This window comes from Prolixibacter sp. NT017 (genome assembly GCF_009617875.1).
Taxonomy (GTDB): domain Bacteria; phylum Bacteroidota; class Bacteroidia; order Bacteroidales; family Prolixibacteraceae; genus Prolixibacter.
Genome location: NZ_BLAV01000001.1, coordinates 2,066,779 through 2,088,742, shown reverse-complemented (window position 1 = coordinate 2,088,742; position 21,964 = coordinate 2,066,779). Strand labels below are relative to the sequence as shown.

Here is a 21,964-nt window from a genome sequence, read left to right as displayed (position 1 = left end):
TTGAAAATTAGGGATAAGAGTGTGGTTTTGGTAGTTTTGTTTTAGAATTGAAGTTGTCATACAACCTACCAAAACGTCGTGAAATTGAATATTTAACGAGACCATTTCTAAAACATGACGAACAAACCTGACGATGTGAAAAAAACGAAGTAGCTTGAATCAAATGAGAATGAGATGGTAAAAACCCAACATTCGTTTGAATAAGTTACCATTCATTAACGAAAACATGACTTTGTTACATTTTAAGGACAGGCTATTTTCTGTAATTTTGCAGTAATTTTTGAAGATTGAAGTCAAAAGTTTTAAACGACATATAGTAAATGGAATTATTGAATCAGATTAAAGAGCAGGCCCGGAAGTTGAACCGGACAATTGTCCTGCCGGAAGGAGAGGAGATTAGAACGCTAAAAGCCACTGACATTATCCTGAAAGAAGGAATTGCCAAAATCGTGTTGTTGGGCGATCCGGGTAAGATTGCACACGAGGCGGAAAAGTGTGGCGCGAAAATCGAAGGAGCCGAAGTCATCAATCCGAAGACGAGCGGCAAACGCGATATTTATGCCGATATGATGGTGGAAATCCGGAAGAAAAAAGGTTTGACCAAGGAAGAGGCGTTGGAAATGCTGAATGATCCGTTGGTGTATGGTCCGATGATGATCAAAGCAGGCGATGCTGACGGCGAGATTGCCGGTGCTATTAACGCAACCGGCGATGTGTTGCGGCCGGCGTTTCAGTTCGTAAAAACCATGCCCGGTGTGAGTGTGGTATCCGGAGCTTTCATGATGTTTTTGAAAGACAAATCATTTGGTCACGATGGCGTGCTGGTATTTGCCGATTGTGCCGTAATGCCTGATCCGGATGCGCAACAGCTGGCTGAAATTGCGGTAACGACAGCCAAAACTGCCAAAGCCATTGTTGGATTGGACCCCAAAGTTGCCATGCTTTCATTCTCGACCAAAGGAAGTGCCAAACATGACCTGGTGGACAAAGTTGCCCAGGCAACCAAACTGGCACAGTCGATGGCACCCGACCTGAAAATTGACGGTGAGATGCAGTTGGATGCTGCCCTGGTGAAAGAGGTAGGCGAACTGAAAGCTCCGGGAAGTGAAGTGGCTGGTCAGGCCAACGTGCTGGTATTCCCGGGACTGGAAGCCGGAAACATTGGTTACAAGCTGGTGCAGCGTTTGGCTGGTGCCGAAGCGGTTGGACCGGTATTGCAGGGAATGGCTGCTCCCATCAACGATTTGTCACGCGGTTGTTCGGTAAGCGATATTGTGAACATGGTGGCCATAACTGCTAATCAGGCACAATAATTAAGTAGTAGTTCGGATTTCCCGGAAGGGGAAAGTCTACATAGATATTTCATATTTGATTTCGATATAAAATGGCAGAAATTCAGGTCGAGCCCATTGAACTTTATGGACTCAGTCAAAAACAGCAGATTAAGACACTGTTTTCGAAAATTGGAATTGTTGGATGCGGCAGTGTAGGGCAGAACATTGCCCGGATTGCCAGTGTGTACGGCATTGAAGTAGTTTTCATCGAGCTTTCGGAAGAAAAGATTCGGGAAGCGTATGATCAGATGAGCAAGGTGCTCGATCAGCGTATCAATAACTGGGGGATGACCCAAGGCGAGAAGAAGGCAATCATGGCTCGCATCAAGGGAACCCTGGATTACAAAGAATTGGCTGATTGTGACTTTGTCATCGAAGCGATTCGTTCTCAGTCTCATGAGGAACGTAAAGTGGATGAGCGCAAAGAAGTTTTCCGTCGTATCGAGGAAGTGGTGAGTCCGGAGTGTATCATTGGTACCAACTCGACGACCATTATTATTACCGAGCTTTCCTCGGAACTGAAATACCGCGAGCGTTGTGTGAGTCTGCACTTCTTTGTGCAGTCGCCTGAAGCCCGTGTATGTGAGGTGGTAAAAGGGTTATACACGTCGGAAGATGTGTATGAGAAAGTGAAGAAGTTTGTTACAATGGTGAATCGACTGGTGATTCCGGTAGAAGAAGCTGCCGGCTTGATTTCGATTCGTCTCTTTTCATCGTTGCTGAACGAAGCTTGCGAGGTACTGATGGAAGGCGTCGGAGAACTTCCCGACATTGACAAGGTGATGAAAATTGGTTTTGGAATGCGGTTCGGTCCGTTCGAACTGGCCGATATTCTCGGACTGGATAAGATGGTTCGCTGGATGGACAACCTGTACAGCGAATTTGGCAGGACCAAATACAAACCTTCTCCCATTTTGAAACGATTGGTCCGTGCCAAGCGCATGGGCCGTGAGGTCGGTGCAGGATTCTATACCTACGACGAGGATGGGAATATTATCGATAACGGGCATTTCAAAACATTCAATGTTTAATTCGCTGCGGCGGAGTTTTACCGGTAACCAGGCATGAATCCCGTGCTGCCGGAACAAAAAGAAAACAATCAAATGAAGATATTAGTACTTAATTGCGGAAGTTCATCCATCAAATACCAGCTCTTCAACATGGCTGATCAACTTGTGCTGGCCAAAGGTGTTGTAGAAAAGATTGGTATGCAGGGCTCTTTCCTGAAACATGAGAAGGAGTCGGGCGATAAGGTCAAGTTTGAAGGTGAAATTCTCGATCACAAAATCGGGATTGAATATGTGCTGGGTGTTTTAACTAGCCAGAAACACGGATGTCTGGCGGGTCTCGAGGAAATCAATGCGGTAGGCCACCGTGTGGTTCACGGAGGAGAGGCCTTCAAAGGCAGTGTTTTCATCAACGATGAGGTGATTGAAGAAATGGAGCGATGCGTAGAGCTGGCTCCGTTGCACAATCCGCCTAACCTGAAAGGTATTTACGCCATGCAGGCGCTGTTGCCCGAAGTTCCTCAGGTGGGCGTATTCGATACGGCTTTCCATCAAACCATGCCGCAGCACGCTTACATGTACGGAATTCCATATGCGTTGTACACGAAATATGGTATTCGTCGTTACGGTTTCCACGGAACCAGTCACCGCTATGTGGCACGACGCGCTGCTGAGATTTTAGGTCTCGATCAGGAGAACTCGAAGATTATCAGCTGTCACCTTGGAAACGGAGCATCAGTTTGTGCCGTGAAAAACGGAGAATCAGTCGATACTTCCATGGGATTCACGCCGGTCGAAGGTTTAATTATGGGAACCCGAAGCGGAGATATCGATTTGGGAGCTGTCACGTTTATCATGGACAAAGAGAAAATCGGCACCAAGTCGGCTTCAACCTTGTTTAATAAACATGCAGGAATGTTAGGAATCAGCGGCGTTTCGTCCGACGCCCGCGATATCGAAATTGCTGCATTGGAAAATGGTAATGAACGTGCCCAGCTGGCCATGAAGATGTATGATTACCGTATCCGGAAGTACATCGGTTCGTATGCGGCAGCCATGGGAGGCGTTGATGCCCTGGTGTTCACCGGAGGAATCGGCGAAAATGCTGACGTCACCCGTGCAGGAGTTTGTGAAGATTTGGAATTCCTCGGCATCGAAATCGATGAAAACCTGAACAACGGTCTTCGCGGAAAGGAACAGGTCATCAGCAAAGAAGGCTCACGTGTAAAAGTGATTGTCGTCCCAACCAACGAAGAGCTTGTGATTGCTATGGATACCGAAACTATCGTCAAGAATCATTGATGAAGCTAAATATAAAAGCGTCGGTTTAAAAATGCCGGCGCTTTTTTCAAACCAATAAATCAAACCAAAATGAACATCCTTGTCCTGAACTGTGGAAGTTCGTCTATCAAATACCAGCTGCTTTCGGTTCGCGGAAGCGACAACTTGATGGCCAAAGGCATTCTCGACCGCATTGGTATCGAAGGAAGCTGTTTGCTGCACAAGGTTCCGAACCAGGAAGATTACCTGGTGAAGACCGAAATCAAAAATCACAAAACCGGTATAGGGCTTATCCTGAAGACGCTTACCGATCCGGAGGTCGGTGTTTTGAATAAGCTGGAAGATATTGAAGCGGTAGGGCATCGCGTAGCGCACGGAGGTGAAACATTTACCGAGGCCCGCATCATCGATGAGGATGTGAAAAAAGGCATCCGCGACTGTTTCGAACTGGCTCCGTTGCACAATCCTGGCAATTACGATGGAATCAAAGCCATGGAAGAGTTGCTCCCCGGAGTTCCGCAGGTAGCTGTTTTCGACACGGCGTTCCACCAAACCATGACGCCGGATGTTTACCTTTATTCATTGCCCTACGATTATTACGAGCGGTTGCGCGTTCGTCGTTACGGTTTTCACGGAACCAGTCATAAATACGTGGCAGAGAAAGCCTGTAAATTTCTGAACCGCGATATCAGAAATCAGAAAATCATTACCTGCCATTTGGGAAATGGAGCTTCTATCACAGCGATCAACGGAGGCAAGTCAGTTGATACCTCCATGGGATTTACTCCCAACGAAGGGTTGATGATGGGAACACGAAGCGGTTCCATCGATCCGGGCGCGCTGTTGTATATCGGCTGCCGCGAAGGAATGGACAGCAACGAGTTGAATGACATGCTGAACAAGGAGAGTGGCGTGAAAGGTGTTTCGCAACTTTCGTCCGACATGCGCGACTTGGCTACAGCTGCCCGCGAAGGAAACGACCGGGCGCGACTCGCATTGAAAATGTATGCTAACCGGGTGAAGCAGTACATTGGTGCTTATGCTGCCGAGTTGAACGGTCTCGATATTCTGGTATTTACCGGGGGAATTGGCGAGAACAACGATTATGTACGGGATTTGGTCTGTCGGGATATGCAATACCTCGGGGTTATTTTTGATGAGGAAAAGAATATAGGGCTGCATGGACAGGATGAAATCATTTCCATTCCGGGTTCTCATGTGACGGTGATGACCGTGACCACAAACGAAGAACTGGTGATTGCCCGGGAAACATACAACCTTGTTAATGTAGAATGATTTTAAATTAAGGATATTTCCTTTCGAGATTTTCAACGAAAGTTTTGAATTGTAAAGCCCTGCCACGGCATAAGAGAAATTTTCTTATCCGGCCGGGGCTTTTCTATCATCCTGAAAGAAATAGTTTAACAGCATGTCAGGTCAGGCGAAATCCTAACATTTCATAGGTTTTGAGATGTTTTCATTTCGTAATTTCAACATGTGTAAACGGATAGATAAGTTCTGAAGTCATTTTGTGTAGTTGATTGTTATGATACGTAGGAGATAATGACAAAAGCTGTCGCCGTTTCGATGCGAACTCGTTTAATGAAATTTGCTAAACAGATTATTCTATGGTAATTAATCGACTGGAAGATCTTTTTGAGGCCGTAAAAGGCCGTCCACGGCGCAAGTTAATTGCGGCATACGCCAATGACCAACACACGATTGTAGCCATCAGTAAAGCCATCGATCTGGGATTGATTGACGGCATTTTAGTGGGAGATAAGGAAGTTATCCAAGAAGTTTGTCGTCACGAAAATATTTACCCGGCCAAGTTTACCATTGTTCATCAGCCCAACGATCAGCTGGCTGCTACTGAGTCGGTGACAATGATTAACAACGGTGAAGGCGACATTATCATGAAAGGCCTGGTGAGCACTGATAAATTCATGCGCGCCATTCTCAACAAGGAAAATGGACTGTTGCCTCCGGGTGCGGTTTTGAGTCACGTAACTGCAATGGAAATTCCTAATCATCCCAAACTGCTTATTGCCAGTGATGTGGCGATTATTCCCGAGCCGGATTTGAAGCAGAAAGTACAGATGATTAACTATATGGTACAAACGGCTACTGCTCTGGGAATAGAGAATCCGAAAGTAGCTGCTATTGCACCAACTGAATTGGTATTACCTGGTTTGCAGTCCTGCTCCGAGGCAGCGCTTCTGTCGAAAATGAATGAACGCGGCCAGATTAAAGGCTGCGTGGTTGATGGTCCGTTGGCTTTGGATGCAGCTGTTGATGAGGAAGCAGCGCAAATAAAAGGAATCAAAAGTCCCGTTGCCGGGAAGGCTGATTGTCTTCTGTTCCCCGACCTGAATTCCGGTAACGTATTCTATAAAACCAATACCAAACTGGCTGGCGCCGAATCGGCTGCTTCATTAGTTGGTGCAAAAGTGCCCGCTGTGTTGGCTTCCCGCGGCGATTCCATCGAAACCAAGTTATATTCGATTGCTTTGGCAGCCATGTTGGCTAAGTAAATTATACAGAACATGAGAGATATAAATATTTTGGTCATTAATCCCGGTTCAACCTCTACTAAAATTGCGGTGTACGAGGACGTCCGGTGTATTTTCCTGAAAACACTTCGTCATTCAAAAGAAGAGCTCGACCAGTATAAAACGGTAACCGAACAGTACGAATTCCGGAAAAACGCTATTCTGGAAGAACTGAAAGCTGACCGCATTGACTTGAACAATATGGCAGCGATTATTGGTCGGGGAGGACTGACCTATCCGCTGGAGTCCGGCGTATACGAAATTAACGAACGGATGGTGGAGCATTGCAAAGTCGGCATTAGCGGAATGCACGCTTCGAACCTGGGTTCGATGATTGCCTACGAGTTGGCGCAGGAAATTCCGAATGCCATGGCACTGACTGCTGATCCGGTAGTGACTGACGAGATGAATGACATTGCGCGGGTAAGTGGACATCCCAACTTCGAGCGTCGGTCCATATTTCATGCCTTGAACCAGAAAGCGGTTGCTCGTCAGCATGCGGCCAAGCTGGGCAGACTTTACAGCGACATGAATCTTATTGTAGTTCATTTGGGCGGAGGCGTTTCTATCGGTGCGCACAACAACGGTCGCGTCATTGATGCCAACAACGCGCTCGACGGTGAAGGACCGTTTTCTCCGGAAAGAAGTGGCACGTTGCCGGCCGGTCAGTTGGTCGATATGTGTTTCAGTAATAAGTACTCGAAAGACGAGATCAAGAAAATGATTACCGGTGAAGCTGGTTTTGTCGCTTACCTTGGAACTAACGATGCACGCGATGTGGAGATGGCCGTGAACGAAGGCGATGAGCGTGCTATTTTCTACCACAATGCAATGGCTTACCAGGTTTCAAAAGCGATTGGAGAAATGGCTACGGTACTGAAAGGTCGTGTGGATGGTATCCTGATCACCGGTGGAATGGCTTACGATAAAACTCTGATGTCGCTGATTCGCGAACGCGTCGACTTCATTACTCAGGTTTACATTTACCCGGGACAGGATGAAATGAAGGCATTAGCCATGAATGCGCTGAACGTGGTACGGGGTGAAGCAAAAGTAAGGGTTTACGCCCGCTAGGTTAAGGAAAACCTACGATACATTAAAAAAAGGTTGTCGCTGCGTTAATAGGTGACAACCTTTTTTATATTTAATGGTTTCATATTATTTTAGAACCAAACGATATTTCTGCCAACATGGATACCTATCATCTTATCATAGTCATTTGTCTGATTGTCATTACCTCATTCATTTTTAATGTATTGAGTAATAAAACCAATATTCCCAGTGTTTTGATGCTGATTGGACTGGGAATGGTGATGAAATATTTCTTCGACTTGTCTGATTTTCAGGAATCATTCATGCCAACGTTGGAACTATTGGGTGTCGTCGGTTTGATTATGATTGTGTTGGAAGCGGCATTGGATTTAAAGCTTTCGCCCGAACGGTGGCCGGTTATCTGGAAATCGACCTTAGTGGCCTTCCTCACATTGAATATAACTACTTTCGGTTTTGCCGGAATGATGATGTTTGTTATTCAGGGACTTGAACTCACCGTAGCCCTTTTGTATTCACTCCCGTTGGCTATCATTAGCTCAGCCATTGTTATTCCCAGTGTACACAAAATGACGCGTACGCGTAGGGAATTCATGATATATGAAAGTACGCTTTCCGATATTTTCGGTATTATGGCTTTCTATATTTTACTGGAGAATGCCAATGCGAACGGTTTCTGGGAAATAGTCGGAAATGTGACGGCTAACCTGAGTCTTACCGTGTTGATTGCTTTCATCGGTAGTTTTATCCTGCTTTATATTTTTCAGAAGTTGGTGGTCATCAAAACGAAATTCTTTTTGTTTTTATCGCTGCTGATCCTGCTGTATGCCGAAGGAAAAATTTTTCACCTTTCTTCGTTGCTCATCATTCTGGTATTCGGGCTGGTATTGCGCAACCAGTTTCTGTTTATCCGCGGAAAATTGTCGAAGTACTTCGATCACCAGGCCATTGGTGTCCTGTTCGACAGTTTTAAGATGATCACGGAAGAAACCTCCTTCTTGGTCCGGTCATTCTTCTTTGTGGTGTTCGGTATGGCTATTTCCATTGGCGATGTGCTGAGCTGGCAAGTGCTGTTGCTTAGTTTCGCCTTCCTGTTCATCCTCTACATGATCCGTTTTGTCATATTCCGGACCGTTGTCGGCAAAAATATTCTTCCCGAAGTTTTTATCGCTCCTCGTGGATTGATTTCCATCCTTCTTTTCTTCGATATCCCGGAAGCATTCAAAGTACATGAGATAGAAAGCGGAATCCTGGGAATCGCCATTCTGGTTACCAGCCTGGTGATGGGGTGGGCGCTGGCACAATGGCGCACCCGGATGAGCACAAGCACTGAAGATTAAATCCCGTTTATTGAAGATAATTTATTGTTTGGTTGGTGGTTAGCGACTCTTTTTCTAAATTGGTTGCTGAAAAGGACGAGACAATGCAGTTATGAGGTGCTTTATCGTGACCCAATATCCCGGGTCGGATATCTATACACCCATATACAGTAATTTAAAAGTGACGCGTTTAGCGGAAGAAATTTTCGCCTGTGAACTCATTCTGCATGAAGATGATAAGGCATGTGAGAGACAGGGAAGAGTGAGTTCAAAGTTTATTTCGTTCGTTTCACAGGAATGACAGGTAGAAGCCAATAGACCATTTTCGAAGGTTACAAAGACCGGAAATTGAGACAATAATTCAGATATTTTTCAGGTTATTATACTAAATAAGTATTATATCGTATGAGGAGAATATTCTTGCTTTACCTGGCAATTGCTGTGTTTTCGCTGACAAGCTGCCACCACCATCGCGAACCTGCTGTGAAAGTTACCGGGCAGTTAAAACAATGGCATACTGTTACTTTAATGGTCACAGGACCGTTAGTTGCTGAGTTTTCAGCCGACAATCCATTTCTTGACTACTGTCTGGAAGCCACTTTTACCAATGGAAACAAAACGTATGTAGTACCGGGCTTTTTTGCAGCCGATGGGAATGCTGCCGAATCAGGAGCGGTGTATGGGAACAAATGGGAAGTTCGGTTTTGCCCCGATAAAACCGGCACGTGGAATTACAAAATTTCGTTTGTAAAAGGCCGAAACGTCGCCATTGCCGATAAAGCGGATGTGAAAGGGGAAATGGTCAATCCCAACGGGTTTGAGGGTAGTTTTGAAGTTGCCCCGACAGATAAAACCGGACGCGACTTCCGGGCACAGGGACGTCTTGAATACACCGGCGGACATTACCTTCGTTTTGCGGGTTCAGGAAAATACTTTCTGAAGGCAGGTGCGGATAGTCCTGAAAATTTTCTGGCATACGCAGGATTTGACGATACCTACAAGCCGGGACAGAAAGAGACCAAGACGGGAGAAGCGGACTCCGGTTCTGCGTTGCATGAATATGAACCGCATGTGAAAGATTGGCATGCCGGCGATCCCGTTTGGCACGGCGACAAAGGAAAAGGAATTATCGGTGCATTGAACTATCTCGCTTCGCAGGGAATGAATTCTGTCTATTTCCTGACCATGAATGTGCAGGGTGACGGTGATGACGTGTGGCCCTGGTCGCGCAGAAACGAGCGTTACCGCTTCGACTGCTCCAAACTCGACCAATGGGAAATCGTTTTCAATCATATGGATTCGCTGGGGATTTCGCAACATCTGGTGACGCAGGAAACAGAGAATGAGACCTTGCTCGATAACGGAAATACCGATGCGCAACGAAAGTTATACTACCGTGAACTGGTTGCCCGCTTCGGTCATCATCCGGCTTTGATTTGGAATTTAGGCGAGGAAAACGGCCCGGCAGACTGGACGCCGAATGGGCAAAATGATGCTCAGCGCAAGGCGATGGCGTCTTACCTGGCTCAAATTGATCCTTATCATCATCCGATTGTGATTCATACTCATTCCGATAATACCAACCGGGACAAAGTATTGATTCCCATGCTCGGATTTAAATCTTTGGACGGCGTTTCGTTGCAGGTAGGTAACCCGTATGACGTTCACCAGGTGACAAAGAAATGGTGGCAGAATTCCGATACAACCCAACACAAATGGGTGCTTACCATGGATGAAGTTGGTCCTGCGTGGAAAGGCGCTTTACCTGACCGCAACGACGCACAGCATGATACGTTACGTCACCAATGTTTGTGGGGGAGCCTGATGGCTGGCGGAGCAGGAGTGGAGTGGTACTTCGGATACAAGTTCCCGAATAACGACCTGAACTGCGAAAACTGGCGCTCGCGTGAGAACCTGTGGAAGCAGACGAAAATCGCTATGGACTTTTTCCAGCAATATGTTCCGTTCCAGAACATGCAGCCAGCCGATAACCTGATTATTACCAACGACCGGGAGCAATCCTATTGTCTGGCTGATGCCGGAAAAACATACGTGATTTACCTTGGTGAAGGAACAACCTGGTCACGCTTTAAGGTGAGCCATCCGGGAGAAATCTATAATGTCTCATGGTTCAATCCGCGTACCGGCGGTGCCTTGCAAAAGGGAACAATGGAAACGACCACCGGAGACGGTTGGATTGATTTCGGACGTGCTCCTTCCGACGGCGATAAGGATTGGGTAGTGTTGCTCCGAAGAAAAAGTTAATCTTACAACGTAGCCCAGATGCGTGCCAGTGAGTGGCCCGGGGCTTTGATATCCAAATCGAGGAAGTAGCCGAAAGGCGTTTGCGCTGTTTGGTATTCAGCATTCTGCAGACGTTTTTCGGCTGCGTCGAAAATGGCCTTGGTAAATTCGGGCGAAGCTTTGGATTCCGACAAGTGAGCAAATGAGTGCAGAACAATATACTGCGTGTCATTTTTGCGGGCGGTCCATTTCAAATGGTTCACCAGTTTTTTCTCACGGCTGGCCACGGTTTTCTCTTCGTCGCTTTCTTCCATCTGGATGAAAGCAACAATACAATTTTCGTGGGCTGCACCTTTTTCAATGGTTTCCACTTCTTCCAGATTCTTAATGGCAGGCTCGTAAGCGAACCGGTCGGCATAAATAACCAAGACTTTCATAATAAATAATTTGCGCTTTTCACTACCGGTGAAGAAATATCACCAGCAAGTACGATTTGGTGGATAAAATTAACGATTCCGGTAAACAAAATAGCTATGTGCGTGAAAAGCGACCGTTTTTGATTAACGAAGTTTCTTATATTTACTTTTATAAATACTTCCCCTTCTATGAACAGGCATGTGATTCTCATTTTACTGGCTTTTGGATTGGCTCTTTCCCCGGAGGTCATGACGGCACAGATTTCCTATGGAGGTCAGCCCGCTTCCTTTTCTTTAAAAGAAAAAGCGGCTGCCATGGTTCCGGTGGTTCAGATGGAGCATGTTTCCAACCAGCAATTGATGAGAGCTGAGCCCAAAAGTGGATTACGGCTGAAGCCCTACAAGTTTGCTCATACTTTCAACGTCGATATCACTCCTAAAAATTCTGGAAACTGGACGGTTGCCAGTGACGGCACAAAAATCTGGAGGGTAAAGATTTTATCGCAGGGAGCTTATTCACTGAATCTCATTTTCGATCGGTTTAAGTTGCCCGATCACGCTAAACTCTTTATTTATAGTCCCAATCATCAAAAAGTGTTGGGGGCCTTTACGGCGAACAATGAGTCGGGATACGGAACATTCGCTGTTCGTCCGTTGGCCGGCGATGAAATGGTGGTAGAGTACGATGAACCGGCAGACGCCGAGTTTTCGGGTGAACTGCGTATTACCAAGGTTAATCACGATTACAAGAATGCATTTGGCGACCGGCCGCTGGGACAAGCAGGTTTGTGTAACGTCGATGTTTATTGTACCGAAGCCGATGCGGATTATATCGCAACGCAAAAGCAATCCGAGGTTCGTTTAATTATTGCCGGAAGTGAACTCTGTTCCGGAACCATGGTGAACAATACGTCCGGGGATGGAACCCCTTACTTGATAACGGCGGGCCATTGCATTGGCTCAAAATCCGATGCTGAGCAAACCGTATTCTATTTTAATTATGAAAGTCCCGATTGTGGTCTGAGTCGGGGAAGCATTGACGGGTATGTCGATCAAACCGTTTCTGGTTCTATACTAAGAGCGCGCTCTGATTCGCTGGACTTTGCTTTGGTTGAAATGCAAACCATGCCTCCGGCTAATTACCGGCCCTATTTTTCGGGTTGGAATAACAGCGCTTTACCTCCTTCACGGACTTTTGTCATTCATCATCCCAATGGAGATGTGAAGAAGATATCGCGTGACTATAATGCTCCGGGCGTCGGCTCCTTTTCGACTAAATACATTTCCAATGCTTTTTGGCTCATTCATCGCTGGGATGTAGGAACGACCGAGGCCGGTTCTTCCGGAAGTGGATTAATAATTGATAATACCGATCATCAGTTGATAGGAACATTGACAGGAGGTGCAGCTACCTGTGCTGATCCGGTAAATGACTATTTTGCCATGCTGAATAAGCAATGGAGTTATTATAGTGCCGACACCATGCGACTGGCTACCTGGCTGGACCCGAACAATACCGGTAAAACGTTTGTCGATGGTTTGGACCCTTATGCAACAAATCCCAATCCGTGCGGGCTGTTTTCCAATGTTCAGTACGGCGAAAAGTATGTAAAGCAAAAGTTGTCAGACAATTCAGGGTATATAACCGGGAAAAATTCATTGGGGATTACCGCTTACGCTGAAAAGTTTGATCAATCGACCCAGGCTGAATTGCAGGCGGTGGCTATCGCTTTCAGTCAGGCAGCTACCAGTCCGATATCCTCGGGACGATATTTCAATCTGAATATGTATGATGCCGATCCGGCAACAGGTTTGCCCAATCATGTCATTGCAACACAGGTGGTTTCGATAAATACTTTGCAGGATTCATCGATGAATTACATTCCGTTGACAAATCCAGTAACAACCACCGGTACGTTTTACGTAGGTTACGATCTCGATTACAATAATATTCAAGACAGTATTGCTGTTTTCAATGCACCAGCCCGTGATGCTGTGACGAATGGGGTAAACACGGCTTATGCTTTCTATAACGGGGCGTGGGTTCCCTTCAATCAGATTTCGTCCATTGGCATTAACACTTCTCTTCTAATTAAAGCACACGCTTGTTCAGTGCTTGGGCTGGATGTCGTAGATACGAATCTTCATGATAAACAGTTCGAGGTTTATTACCCGACCGGTGGATTGAATAATTATGTGTATTTGCAGAACAACGGACCGGAAGGAAATGCTGTGGTATCGATTATGGACATGATGGGAAGAACGTTACATCAGGAGGTTCGCTACCTGACGAACGAACCGGTCAGGGTTTCCATTGGTGATCACAATTCAGGAATTTACTTTATCGCTGTAAAAACCGACAAAGTCAGAGAAGTGATGAAAGTCCGGTTAAGAACCGGACGATGATTTTTCGTTAACGAAAGTTAGGCTTACCTTTGGGAAAATTTTCACCGGATGCTTCGTAAACTCTTATTTCTGGCCTTATCCATTTCATTTTTATTTTATGGATGTAAATCGAAAAAACACCCTTCACCGGAAGGGAAAAGTACATTTGTTTCTACGTCAGCGAAATATGCCCGGGGATTTACGATTGAAGATTTTAATACCTACGAAAAGCTGACGGTTCTGAATCCCTGGCAGAAGTCGTCCGGTGTTTCCTACAGTTATTATCTGGTACCCCGAAATCGAAAAATACCGGCTTCATTGCAAGGCAAGAATGTTGTTCGCACGCCCGTTCGGCGGGTTGTGTGTCTTTCTACTACGCAGCTGGGCTTTCTCGAAGCGCTGAACGAAACTTCCTCGCTGGTCGGAATTCCCGATATTAACCTGGTTTCCGATTCGTCTATCATTCAACGATATCACAATAAGCAGTTATCGGAAGTTGGCTATGCGCAGGGACTGAACTACGAACTGTTACTAAGCCTGAAGCCTGATTTGGTGTTAACTTACGGAGTAGACGGCGAAGTAAGTGCCCAACTGAATAAATTGAAAGATTTGGGCGTTCCGGTGATGTTGGTGGGAGAGTACCTGGAAAGTACTCCGCTGGCCAAATGCGAATGGATAAAGTTCATTGGAGCGATATACGGAAAAGAGGCAAAGGCAAATAAATGGTTTAACCGGATTGACAAGAATTATCAGCAGATTAAGAAGAAAATGGCTGATGTAGATTATCGTCCGAAGGTGTTGACGGGTTTGCCCTGGAAAGATAACTGGTGGATGGCCGGAGGAAAATCCAATTTGGCCAATCTGATTCACGATGCCGGCGGCGAATATCTTTGGCATGAAAACACCTCGCGAAATGCTTTTGTGGTGTCTATCGAAGATGTGTTCATGAAAGCCAAATCGGCTGACTTCTGGATTAACAGCGGAACAGCCAACTCGATGAAGGACTTGCTATCTGTCGATAGTCGTTTTTCGTCGTTACCACCGGTAAAAAAGCACAATGTTTATAACAACAATGCCCGGGTGAGTGCCGGAGGCGGAAACGATTATTGGGAAAAAGGCGTTGTCAGGCCCGACTTGATTCTTAGGGATTTGGTCCGCATTTTCCATCCCGATAAAGAGAACGACGGAAAATTGTATTTTTACCGGCAATTAAACTAACTGATGGAGCAAGCAAAAGAAACAAAGATGAAACGGAGTTTTCGTCCGGACGGGGGCCTTTTTCTTCTGGCTGTTCTGGTGATTGTATTCTTTGTGCTCGATCTCTTCATCGGTTCGTATCATATTTCCCTAAGTAATATAATAAAGGCGCTTTTTGCTCCCGGTCAGGTTGATTCGCAACTTGTGACCATCGTTCGTCAATTTCGTCTTCCCAAAGCATTGACCGCTTTACTGGCGGGAGCAGCACTGTCCGTTGCCGGTCTGCAAATGCAGACGGTCTTCCGGAATCCATTGGCCGGACCGTATGTGTTGGGCATCAGCTCCGGAGCGAGTTTAGGTGTCGCTTTACTGGTGTTGGGCGCCGGAAGCTTGTTTGCAACCGGAGCTTTTAGTGTCATGGGAGCGTGGTCGGTTGCCGGAGCAGCCTGGATTGGTGCAGCGGTGATACTCATGCTGATTCTGGCCGTTTCAGCCCGGGTAAAAGACATTATGACCATTCTGATATTGGGTATTCTTTTCTCCGCTGCGACTTCGGCGATCGTGAACATCATGCAGTATTTCAGTAGCGAATCGATGTTGAAATCGTTCGTGGTTTGGACCATGGGAAGTTTGGGTAGCGTAACCAATGCACAGCTTCAGGTATTGTTACCCGGAGTTTTGTTGGGACTGTTTCTGGCCATTATTTCTGCCAAGCTACTCGATGCTTTTTTGCTGGGTGAAGATTATGCCCGCAGCATGGGCATGAATGTGCAACTGGCCCGCGTATTGATTTTTATTTCGACTTGTATTTTGGCCGGAAGTATCACAGCATTCTGTGGCCCCATTGGCTTCATCGGTATCGCCGTGCCGCATATCGTGCGGATGGCTTTAAAAACGGCTCGCCACCAACGCTTGATTCCAGGTACGATTTTGCTCGGTTCAGCAACCATGCTTTTCAGCGATATCGTCTCACAGCTTCCCGGTTCGGAATCGACATTGCCTATCAACTCGGTGACGGCACTACTTGGAATTCCGGTGGTCATCTGGATTATCTTAAGAAATAAAACAGTAGGAGCCCTGAGTTAATGAGTGACAGCAAGACCATAAAACTGAACCGGGTATCGGTTGGTTACCGCGATTCGCGTGGCAAAGAGCGTGTTGTCAAGAGCCACATCTCGCTTGGCGCTGAAAGGGGAGAGCTGGTGGCACTCATTGGAGGTAACGGCATTGGCAAGAGTACGTTACTTAGAACATTAGCCGGTTTCCAGCCGCCTATATCCGGCGATATTTCCGTTTCCGGAAAATCCATCGCTTCCTACCGGGAAAAAGAACTGGCTACGATGCTGAGTTTTGTTTCCACCGAAATCATTCGGGTTGCCAATCTTTCCGTGTTTGAAATGGTAGCTTTAGGACGGTTTCCTCATACGAACTGGTTTGGAAAGCTAACCGAAGAGGATCGTCAAATAGTTAACGAGTCCATTCGAATGGTTGGACTGAATGGATATCAGTCTCGGCCCATCAATCAAATTTCCGACGGCGAAAGGCAACGGGCCATGATTGCCCGTACCCTGGCTCAGGATACCGATATCATCGTGCTCGACGAGCCAACCGCATTCCTGGATGTACCAAACAAATATGAAGTTGTCAGCATCCTTCACCACCTGGCACGGGAGAAAAATACGACCATTATTTTCTCAACCCACGATTTGAACATCGCTGTCAGTGAGGTTGATATGATTTGGCTGATGCTGCAGGATGATGTGGTTCAAGGAGCACCGGAAGACTTGATTTTAAACGGACAATTTCCATTGCTGTTCCAAAAATCGGATCTGGTTTTCGACATGGAAAAAGGCGATTTTCGTATCAAACGGCATCCAAAACTGACAGCCCGATTGAGAGGAACGGGGACCGAGTTGTTGTGGACACAGAAGGCGCTGGAAAGAAACGGGCTGGAAGTGAACAATGATGCGGATACCGAAATAGAAATCACCGTCCGGTCAGAACCGCCTTGCTGGCAGGTTCGAACAACAGACGGTGAAAAAACATTCTACTCGGTTTATCATCTATGCCGGTATTTACGTGAACTGTAATTGGTTCACTTTTGCGCCAGCAAGGGAGCAGTAGCTTCCAGTGGTTGGTCCTGCATATTGGATGCATGTTCCATCAGCAACAGCACGCCATGTTTCTCCCATCTCAAACGCAGATATTCCAATTGTCTCAAATCGGTGGCATAGTAAGCTCCCTGACGGAAATCGACTTTTTCGAAGGGAGTATTGGTTTCTTCGTTGATGGCCGTATTCCAATCATTGGCCATGTGCCTGAGAAAGTCTGAACGGCGGAACATCGTTTGCAGGGCGCCATCGTTATAACAGCGGCGTGTATCGAGGAATCGTACCTCATCCGGCTGTGAACCGTATCCGTATTCCATCCGCAGAAACGAAGCCATCAGCAGTTGCTGACCGTCGATGAAATACGACTGTTTCATCATACCTCCCTCTTCGGAACTGGACTCCTCGATCAGGAATAGTTTATCATGGTAATACCAGGCTGTAATGTAACCTTCGGTATCTCCAATCAGCCAGTGCTTAACCAGTCGTTGGGTGGCAGGGCTGTTTTTAAGGGATGTCTCGATTTCGATCAGCTTTTCAGGGGAATTTTGGGGGGAAGAATAATCATCCACAACACCGGCTTTCCCGGGGTAAGCAAAAAGAAATATAAAGACCATCATCCCGGTTATGGCTCTTTTTTTCATCATTGGGGTTTTAAAAGATGCCCGTTAGAATGATTGGCTTGAATGAGTATAGCCACTTAGTTTCCTTAGGTTTGAAAAAAGTTACGGCAAAAAGGAGGCACAATGCCAGAAAATCATTTAACAGTTATTAACAATTTCGGCAATTGTTAGAAATATATTGTTCAATTGCAAGGAAATCAAGTGATAGCGACGAGGTGATTGTTAATTACTTTTCGGAGTTGGAAGAAGAATATTGCATTATTATGTCAATAAATTCACTTGGATTGAAGCGTCCGGTCTGACGAAATTTCTCCCAGCCGTCCATTCCGACAATGATATACATCGACTGGTTTGCCTCTGTCTTAAAACGTTTTCTGATGGTTTCGAGTGCTTCAGGAGTTAGTTGTGCATGTAATTTCCCCGTATTTTTTCCTGTTAAGTCAATGAATACCAGTTTGTCCTGCTTGAACCGCTGAAAATTTTTGTCGATGGTTTGCTGGAAAGCCGATTCTTCTTTTACCGGATCGGCTTTTAACTGATAGAGCACGACCACATTTTTCCACAAGTAAGGTTTTAAAGGATTGGAAGCCACAGTTGTGCTGGGGCGAAAAATGAAGAACACAGTAAAGGCAAGGAGTAAAAGGAAAGGCTTATTCGGCATAACAGGTGTTGTTCAATTATTTTGAAAAGATACTAAATTCGGCAGATATTGTATCCGACGAATGTGTATTTTAACGATTGAAACGGAATCGTCATCATATTGCGGTAGTTGTTTGATATGGCGAACTGTTTCAACGAAAGAATCAATCAACCTCTAAACTAAGCTTATGTCGAACCGATTGTTTGTACTCTCATTTATTATTTCGATGTCTGTTTCGGGATGTTATCAACGGAAGAATACGACCATTACCGAAAGCAAATCTCCAACATTCAAAAAAGAATTAAAGCAGCTAGTACACCAGCCCAAAACTAATAGATCAGGTATGGTTCACTTTCTTGGCGGAACGTTTATGATGGGCTCGGGAAAAGGCTTGTCGAATGAAAAGTCCGTTCATCAGGTAACGGTCAAATCCTTTTATATGGATAGAACGCCGGTAACGGTTGCTGAATTCAGGCGGTTTATAAAAAGCACCGGTTACATTACCGATGCTCAGAATTTTGGAAATGCGGGTGTATTTAATTTTCAGAAAGGTCAGTGGGAACTGGTTCGGGGAGCTATCTGGGAATATCCTTTTGGACCCGATGGCCCGAAGGCTCCCGACAATCATCCGGTGACACAGGTTAGTTGGAACGATGCTTTGGCTTATGCCGAATGGGCCGGAAAGCGATTGCCGTCAGAAGCGGAATGGGAATATGCAGCACGCTGTGGCGGAGAAAATAAATCGACGTACAGCTGGGGTGACAAATTGATTGTCGATGGTAAATATCAGGCCAATGTGTGGCAGGGAAACCAAATAACAGATCGACAGGGAGCTGATGGTTTCGTTTATACTTCACCGGTAGGTTATTATGGTGAAACTGCTTGCGGCCTGACTGATATGGGCGGTAATGTATGGAACTGGTGTGCCGATGTTTATGAAGCTTATCCAGGCGGTGGGTATACCGTTCAGCCCAATCAGAATGTGCGCGTCATTCGGGGTGGTTCATTCTTTTTCGATGTCAATGGTGCCTACAGCTATACCGTTTCGGCACGGTCGATGAACTCGATTGAAACTTCGTTATTCAATATGGGGTTCCGGTGCGCACTGAGTGACGATTGAGAGTTAGCAGAATAGAAGAGCAAATTATCTATACGTCTTATTTGATAGAAACATGTCTTTAGAGGTATATAACTTATTAAAATCCTTGTGCAGCTCCGGCTATATTCCTATCTTGCCCATGGTGTGAAAAGGGAGAGCTACCTGATAATCAGGCGAGCTGTCCTTTTTGTGTTTGTTAGAGGTAATGTTTAAACAATTGCTCGTCCGATGGTTTAAAGTTACTTTATAATTTAAATTATTGTTGTATAAATAGTATTAGACTCAGATCCGAAAAACAATCGACCATGAAGATTAAACGAGTAACACCACGCGAATTATTATTTTTTCTGGCAGGAGTGCTGATTGTATTCCTGTTGGTGATTGCGTGGGAATGGAATGACATCAAGGATGTGATATCCAGTAAAGGAACGACCGATATCGAAAACATTCATTACAGAGAATAATTTTTCATTTAGAGAACATTTTTCCTCCCAAAAAAACTGGCAGCGAGTTGCCTGGAAGTTTGGACACGTTTTATGTATACCTTCCCCGGATGTATCCCTCCCGATATGGTACCTCTTTGTTTCCTTAAGGAGTACTCCATTGTCTTGTAGGTATATTAATGGATTTTTGTTAGGTATGGACACAAATGATAAAGTCGGGCTGACGTCTGTCTGTGCCGGGAGGAAAATATTTGTTCTTCCGGTAAACAATCGTTATTTTCCATTTATAATCTGCTGTTAGAAATCATTGAACCTGGCTGAATGGAAAAAATTCTGTTTGTCATGAATCCTGTTTCCGGAGGAATTGATAAGGATGAAACAATCCTCCGCATTCACTGGCTTTCGGTGAAGGAGAAATTTGACTTCAAGTTTCGGTACACAACCGGCGAGAATGATGATGAAACGTTGCAAGCCGAAATAGACTGGTACCGTCCTGACAGAGTTGTTGCCTGTGGTGGTGATGGGACGGTTTTGCTGGTCGCCAGAAACCTGATAAACACTGACATTCCGATAGGTATTTTGCCGTTGGGGTCGGCTAACGGATTGGCGACCGAGTTGACGATTCCTGAAATTCTTCCTGAAGCGTTGGAACTGGCCGTAAAGGGGCAGGTTTCACGACCGGTTGATCTCCTTCGCTTTAATGAAAAATATCTGGGAATTCACCTGGGGGATATTGGCGTTAATGCGCTCATCGTGAAAAACTATGCTCAGTCGGGCGACCGCCGGATGGTCGGATATGCCAGGCATCTTTTCCGGGCTTTTCAGGAGAGCGAGCAGATGCAGTATACTATCAAAACGCCCGGGGAAACCTTCCGGAAAGAGGGCTATATGCTGGCGTTTGCCAATGCCCGGAGGTTTGGAACCGGTGTTTATTTGTCGCTGAATGGCTCGATGTCTGATGGGCGCTTCGAAATATGTAATTTTCAGGAAATACAGCTCGAGGAGCTGATCAATCTCGGACTAACCAAGTTTGAGCTGTTTCTCGACGAAGAGATGTATTCTGATGTAATCAGCTGCAAAGAGGCGGAAATTGAAATCGATCGGGAAGTTGATTTTCAGATTGACGGAGAGTACATCGGGAAAGTAGACCACTTAACTATATCGACGATAGAGTCAGCTGTCAGGATAATTGTACCAGGAGGTGAAGATGAGGAAGAAGAAACCGGTATTGCTTAGTTTTCATGCCATTTCAAACGGTAGCACAACCCTTGTGTTCGGTCAGCTTATCTATAGTTATTACCGGAAGTTTTCGTTTACGGACTATTCCCGGATGGAAACCTTTCGCCGAATTGCTGCATTGTATCTGGCTAACCGCTGTCAGGGATGCAAAGTGCAGTTAGTATTCGACTCGGCCACAATTGAAATGAAAACAGACCGGAATGGACTTTTCTTTGGTAAACGGAAATTCAGGAAAACACCAACATGCCTGAAGGAGGTCCACATTCTGGGAAATACCGAAGTATATATTCCGGAGAATTTATTCACCCGGCAGGTTCGTCATCTCGATACACATACCCTGGTGATTTCAGACATTGACGATACGTTGATTCACTCCTTTATTTCAAAAAAGCTTTTGAAATTTAAGACCTTAATGCTGACCAGGGTCGAAAAGCGGAAAACCGTGGATAACGTGGTTCGATTGATCAACCGTTTGCACGAAAATGGGGCAGCACTGTTTTACCTATCGAATAGCGAACAGAATCTGTATCCGTTGATTTACCGTTTTCTGCGGCAGAATAACTTGCCACCCGGTCCCGTTTTTCTGAAACATTTCCGGAAAATGCGTCATGTGTTGACGGGTAGAAAACTGCCACGAAAAGATTTGCATAAGCTGGAAATTCTGGAGGAGATCATTCAGCTTTTTCCGGCAAAAAAATTCATACTCGTAGGAGATAACACGCAAAACGATTTAAGCATTTATATGCAGGCCGCTACCGATTACCCAAAGCAAATCGACGAGATTATCATTCGCCGGGCGGTGGAAAGTGAACGAAACCAACGGATTGTCGATCGGGTAAGTAAAGAGTTGAAAGCGCGGGGAATTGGCTTACATTATGCCGGAAGCTTTCCCGAAAACCTGTTGCAGTAACCCCGCACTTCGATGAATTGTATTAATTTCCTATCTTTCACTGGTCATTGATAAATGGCCACCTAAACGGAAACTAAACCGGCACTCTCCTTGCCAGCGATGCGTGCCAAACTTTCT

Annotated in this window: 19 protein-coding genes; 16 read left to right on the top strand and 3 right to left on the bottom strand. The window is 45.7% G+C overall.

Annotated elements, in window-relative coordinates; genetic code table 11:
* Nucleotides 1-320 precede the first annotated feature (320 nt).
* From pta to GJU87_RS08725, 8 genes are all read left to right on the top strand, one after another.
* A complete protein-coding gene (pta, locus tag GJU87_RS08760) occupies nucleotides 321-1,313 on the top strand; it encodes a phosphate acetyltransferase (RefSeq protein ID WP_153639172.1) in 993 nt (330 codons plus the stop codon).
* A 71-nt stretch (nucleotides 1,314-1,384) separates the two neighbouring features.
* Nucleotides 1,385-2,365 carry a 3-hydroxyacyl-CoA dehydrogenase family protein gene (locus GJU87_RS08755; RefSeq protein ID WP_153639171.1) on the top strand — a complete coding sequence of 327 codons (981 nt, stop codon included), beginning with the start codon at nucleotides 1,385-1,387 and terminating at the stop codon, nucleotides 2,363-2,365.
* Nucleotides 2,366-2,437: 72 nt separating this feature from the next.
* Nucleotides 2,438-3,643, top strand: a complete 1,206-nt coding sequence (locus tag GJU87_RS08750) for an acetate/propionate family kinase (protein WP_153639170.1) — start codon at nucleotides 2,438-2,440, stop codon at nucleotides 3,641-3,643.
* 69 nt (nucleotides 3,644-3,712) lie between these two features.
* Nucleotides 3,713-4,918, top strand: coding sequence for an acetate/propionate family kinase (locus tag GJU87_RS08745; protein ID WP_153639169.1), 1,206 nt, complete (start codon nucleotides 3,713-3,715; stop codon nucleotides 4,916-4,918).
* Nucleotides 4,919-5,250: 332 nt separating this feature from the next.
* On the top strand, nucleotides 5,251-6,156 hold the full coding sequence (locus GJU87_RS08740) for a phosphate acyltransferase (RefSeq protein WP_153639168.1): 906 nt from the start codon (nucleotides 5,251-5,253) through the stop codon (nucleotides 6,154-6,156).
* Nucleotides 6,157-6,168: 12 nt separating this feature from the next.
* Nucleotides 6,169-7,248: a butyrate kinase gene (gene buk, locus GJU87_RS08735; RefSeq protein WP_153639167.1), complete on the top strand. Its 1,080-nt coding sequence runs from the start codon at nucleotides 6,169-6,171 to the stop codon at nucleotides 7,246-7,248.
* 116 nt (nucleotides 7,249-7,364) lie between these two features.
* Complete coding sequence (locus GJU87_RS08730) at nucleotides 7,365-8,564, top strand: cation:proton antiporter (RefSeq protein WP_153639166.1); 1,200 nt, start codon at nucleotides 7,365-7,367, stop codon at nucleotides 8,562-8,564.
* A gap of 384 nt (nucleotides 8,565-8,948) precedes the next feature.
* The gene (locus GJU87_RS08725) at nucleotides 8,949-10,808 is read left to right on the top strand and encodes a DUF5060 domain-containing protein (RefSeq protein ID WP_153639165.1); all 1,860 of its coding nucleotides are present in this window, start codon (nucleotides 8,949-8,951) and stop codon (nucleotides 10,806-10,808) included.
* A 2-nt stretch (nucleotides 10,809-10,810) separates the two neighbouring features.
* On the opposite strand, the gene GJU87_RS08720 is transcribed toward GJU87_RS08725, so the two are convergent.
* On the bottom strand, nucleotides 10,811-11,224 hold the full coding sequence (locus GJU87_RS08720; protein WP_153639164.1) for a threonyl-tRNA synthetase editing domain-containing protein: 414 nt from the start codon (nucleotides 11,222-11,224) through the stop codon (nucleotides 10,811-10,813).
* Between the two features lie 168 nt (nucleotides 11,225-11,392).
* On the opposite strand from GJU87_RS08720, the gene GJU87_RS08715 reads away from it, so the two are divergent.
* The 4 genes from GJU87_RS08715 to GJU87_RS08700 are packed head-to-tail and all read left to right on the top strand — an operon-like array spanning nucleotide 11,393 to nucleotide 16,875.
* On the top strand, nucleotides 11,393-13,609 hold the full coding sequence (locus tag GJU87_RS08715; RefSeq protein WP_153639163.1) for a T9SS type A sorting domain-containing protein: 2,217 nt from the start codon (nucleotides 11,393-11,395) through the stop codon (nucleotides 13,607-13,609).
* A 48-nt stretch (nucleotides 13,610-13,657) separates the two neighbouring features.
* Complete coding sequence (locus GJU87_RS08710; RefSeq protein ID WP_153639162.1) at nucleotides 13,658-14,806, top strand: ABC transporter substrate-binding protein; 1,149 nt, start codon at nucleotides 13,658-13,660, stop codon at nucleotides 14,804-14,806.
* Nucleotides 14,807-14,833: 27 nt separating this feature from the next.
* Nucleotides 14,834-15,871: an iron ABC transporter permease gene (locus GJU87_RS08705; RefSeq protein ID WP_153639161.1), complete on the top strand. Its 1,038-nt coding sequence runs from the start codon at nucleotides 14,834-14,836 to the stop codon at nucleotides 15,869-15,871.
* The gene (locus tag GJU87_RS08700; RefSeq protein WP_153639160.1) at nucleotides 15,871-16,875 is read left to right on the top strand and encodes an ABC transporter ATP-binding protein; all 1,005 of its coding nucleotides are present in this window, start codon (nucleotides 15,871-15,873) and stop codon (nucleotides 16,873-16,875) included. Before GJU87_RS08705 ends, GJU87_RS08700 begins: the two co-directional genes overlap by 1 nt.
* A gap of 5 nt (nucleotides 16,876-16,880) precedes the next feature.
* On the opposite strand, the gene GJU87_RS08695 is transcribed toward GJU87_RS08700, so the two are convergent.
* Nucleotides 16,881-17,540, bottom strand: a complete 660-nt coding sequence (locus GJU87_RS08695) for a hypothetical protein (protein WP_153639159.1) — start codon at nucleotides 17,538-17,540, stop codon at nucleotides 16,881-16,883.
* Between the two features lie 202 nt (nucleotides 17,541-17,742).
* Nucleotides 17,743-18,177, bottom strand: coding sequence for a DUF4174 domain-containing protein (locus tag GJU87_RS08690; RefSeq protein ID WP_153639158.1), 435 nt, complete (start codon nucleotides 18,175-18,177; stop codon nucleotides 17,743-17,745).
* A 322-nt stretch (nucleotides 18,178-18,499) separates the two neighbouring features.
* Here GJU87_RS08690 and GJU87_RS08685 point away from each other — a divergent pair, with 322 nt between their 5' ends.
* From GJU87_RS08685 to GJU87_RS08670, 4 genes are all read left to right on the top strand, one after another.
* Complete coding sequence (locus GJU87_RS08685; RefSeq protein ID WP_194831480.1) at nucleotides 18,500-19,276, top strand: formylglycine-generating enzyme family protein; 777 nt, start codon at nucleotides 18,500-18,502, stop codon at nucleotides 19,274-19,276.
* A 284-nt stretch (nucleotides 19,277-19,560) separates the two neighbouring features.
* Nucleotides 19,561-19,719: a hypothetical protein gene (locus GJU87_RS08680; protein ID WP_153639156.1), complete on the top strand. Its 159-nt coding sequence runs from the start codon at nucleotides 19,561-19,563 to the stop codon at nucleotides 19,717-19,719.
* Between the two features lie 300 nt (nucleotides 19,720-20,019).
* On the top strand, nucleotides 20,020-20,934 hold the full coding sequence (locus GJU87_RS08675; protein ID WP_153639155.1) for a diacylglycerol kinase family protein: 915 nt from the start codon (nucleotides 20,020-20,022) through the stop codon (nucleotides 20,932-20,934).
* Nucleotides 20,906-21,847 carry an App1 family protein gene (locus tag GJU87_RS08670; protein ID WP_153639154.1) on the top strand — a complete coding sequence of 314 codons (942 nt, stop codon included), beginning with the start codon at nucleotides 20,906-20,908 and terminating at the stop codon, nucleotides 21,845-21,847. The genes GJU87_RS08675 and GJU87_RS08670 overlap by 29 nt, the downstream gene beginning before the upstream one ends.
* Nucleotides 21,848-21,964: the final 117 nt, after the last annotated feature.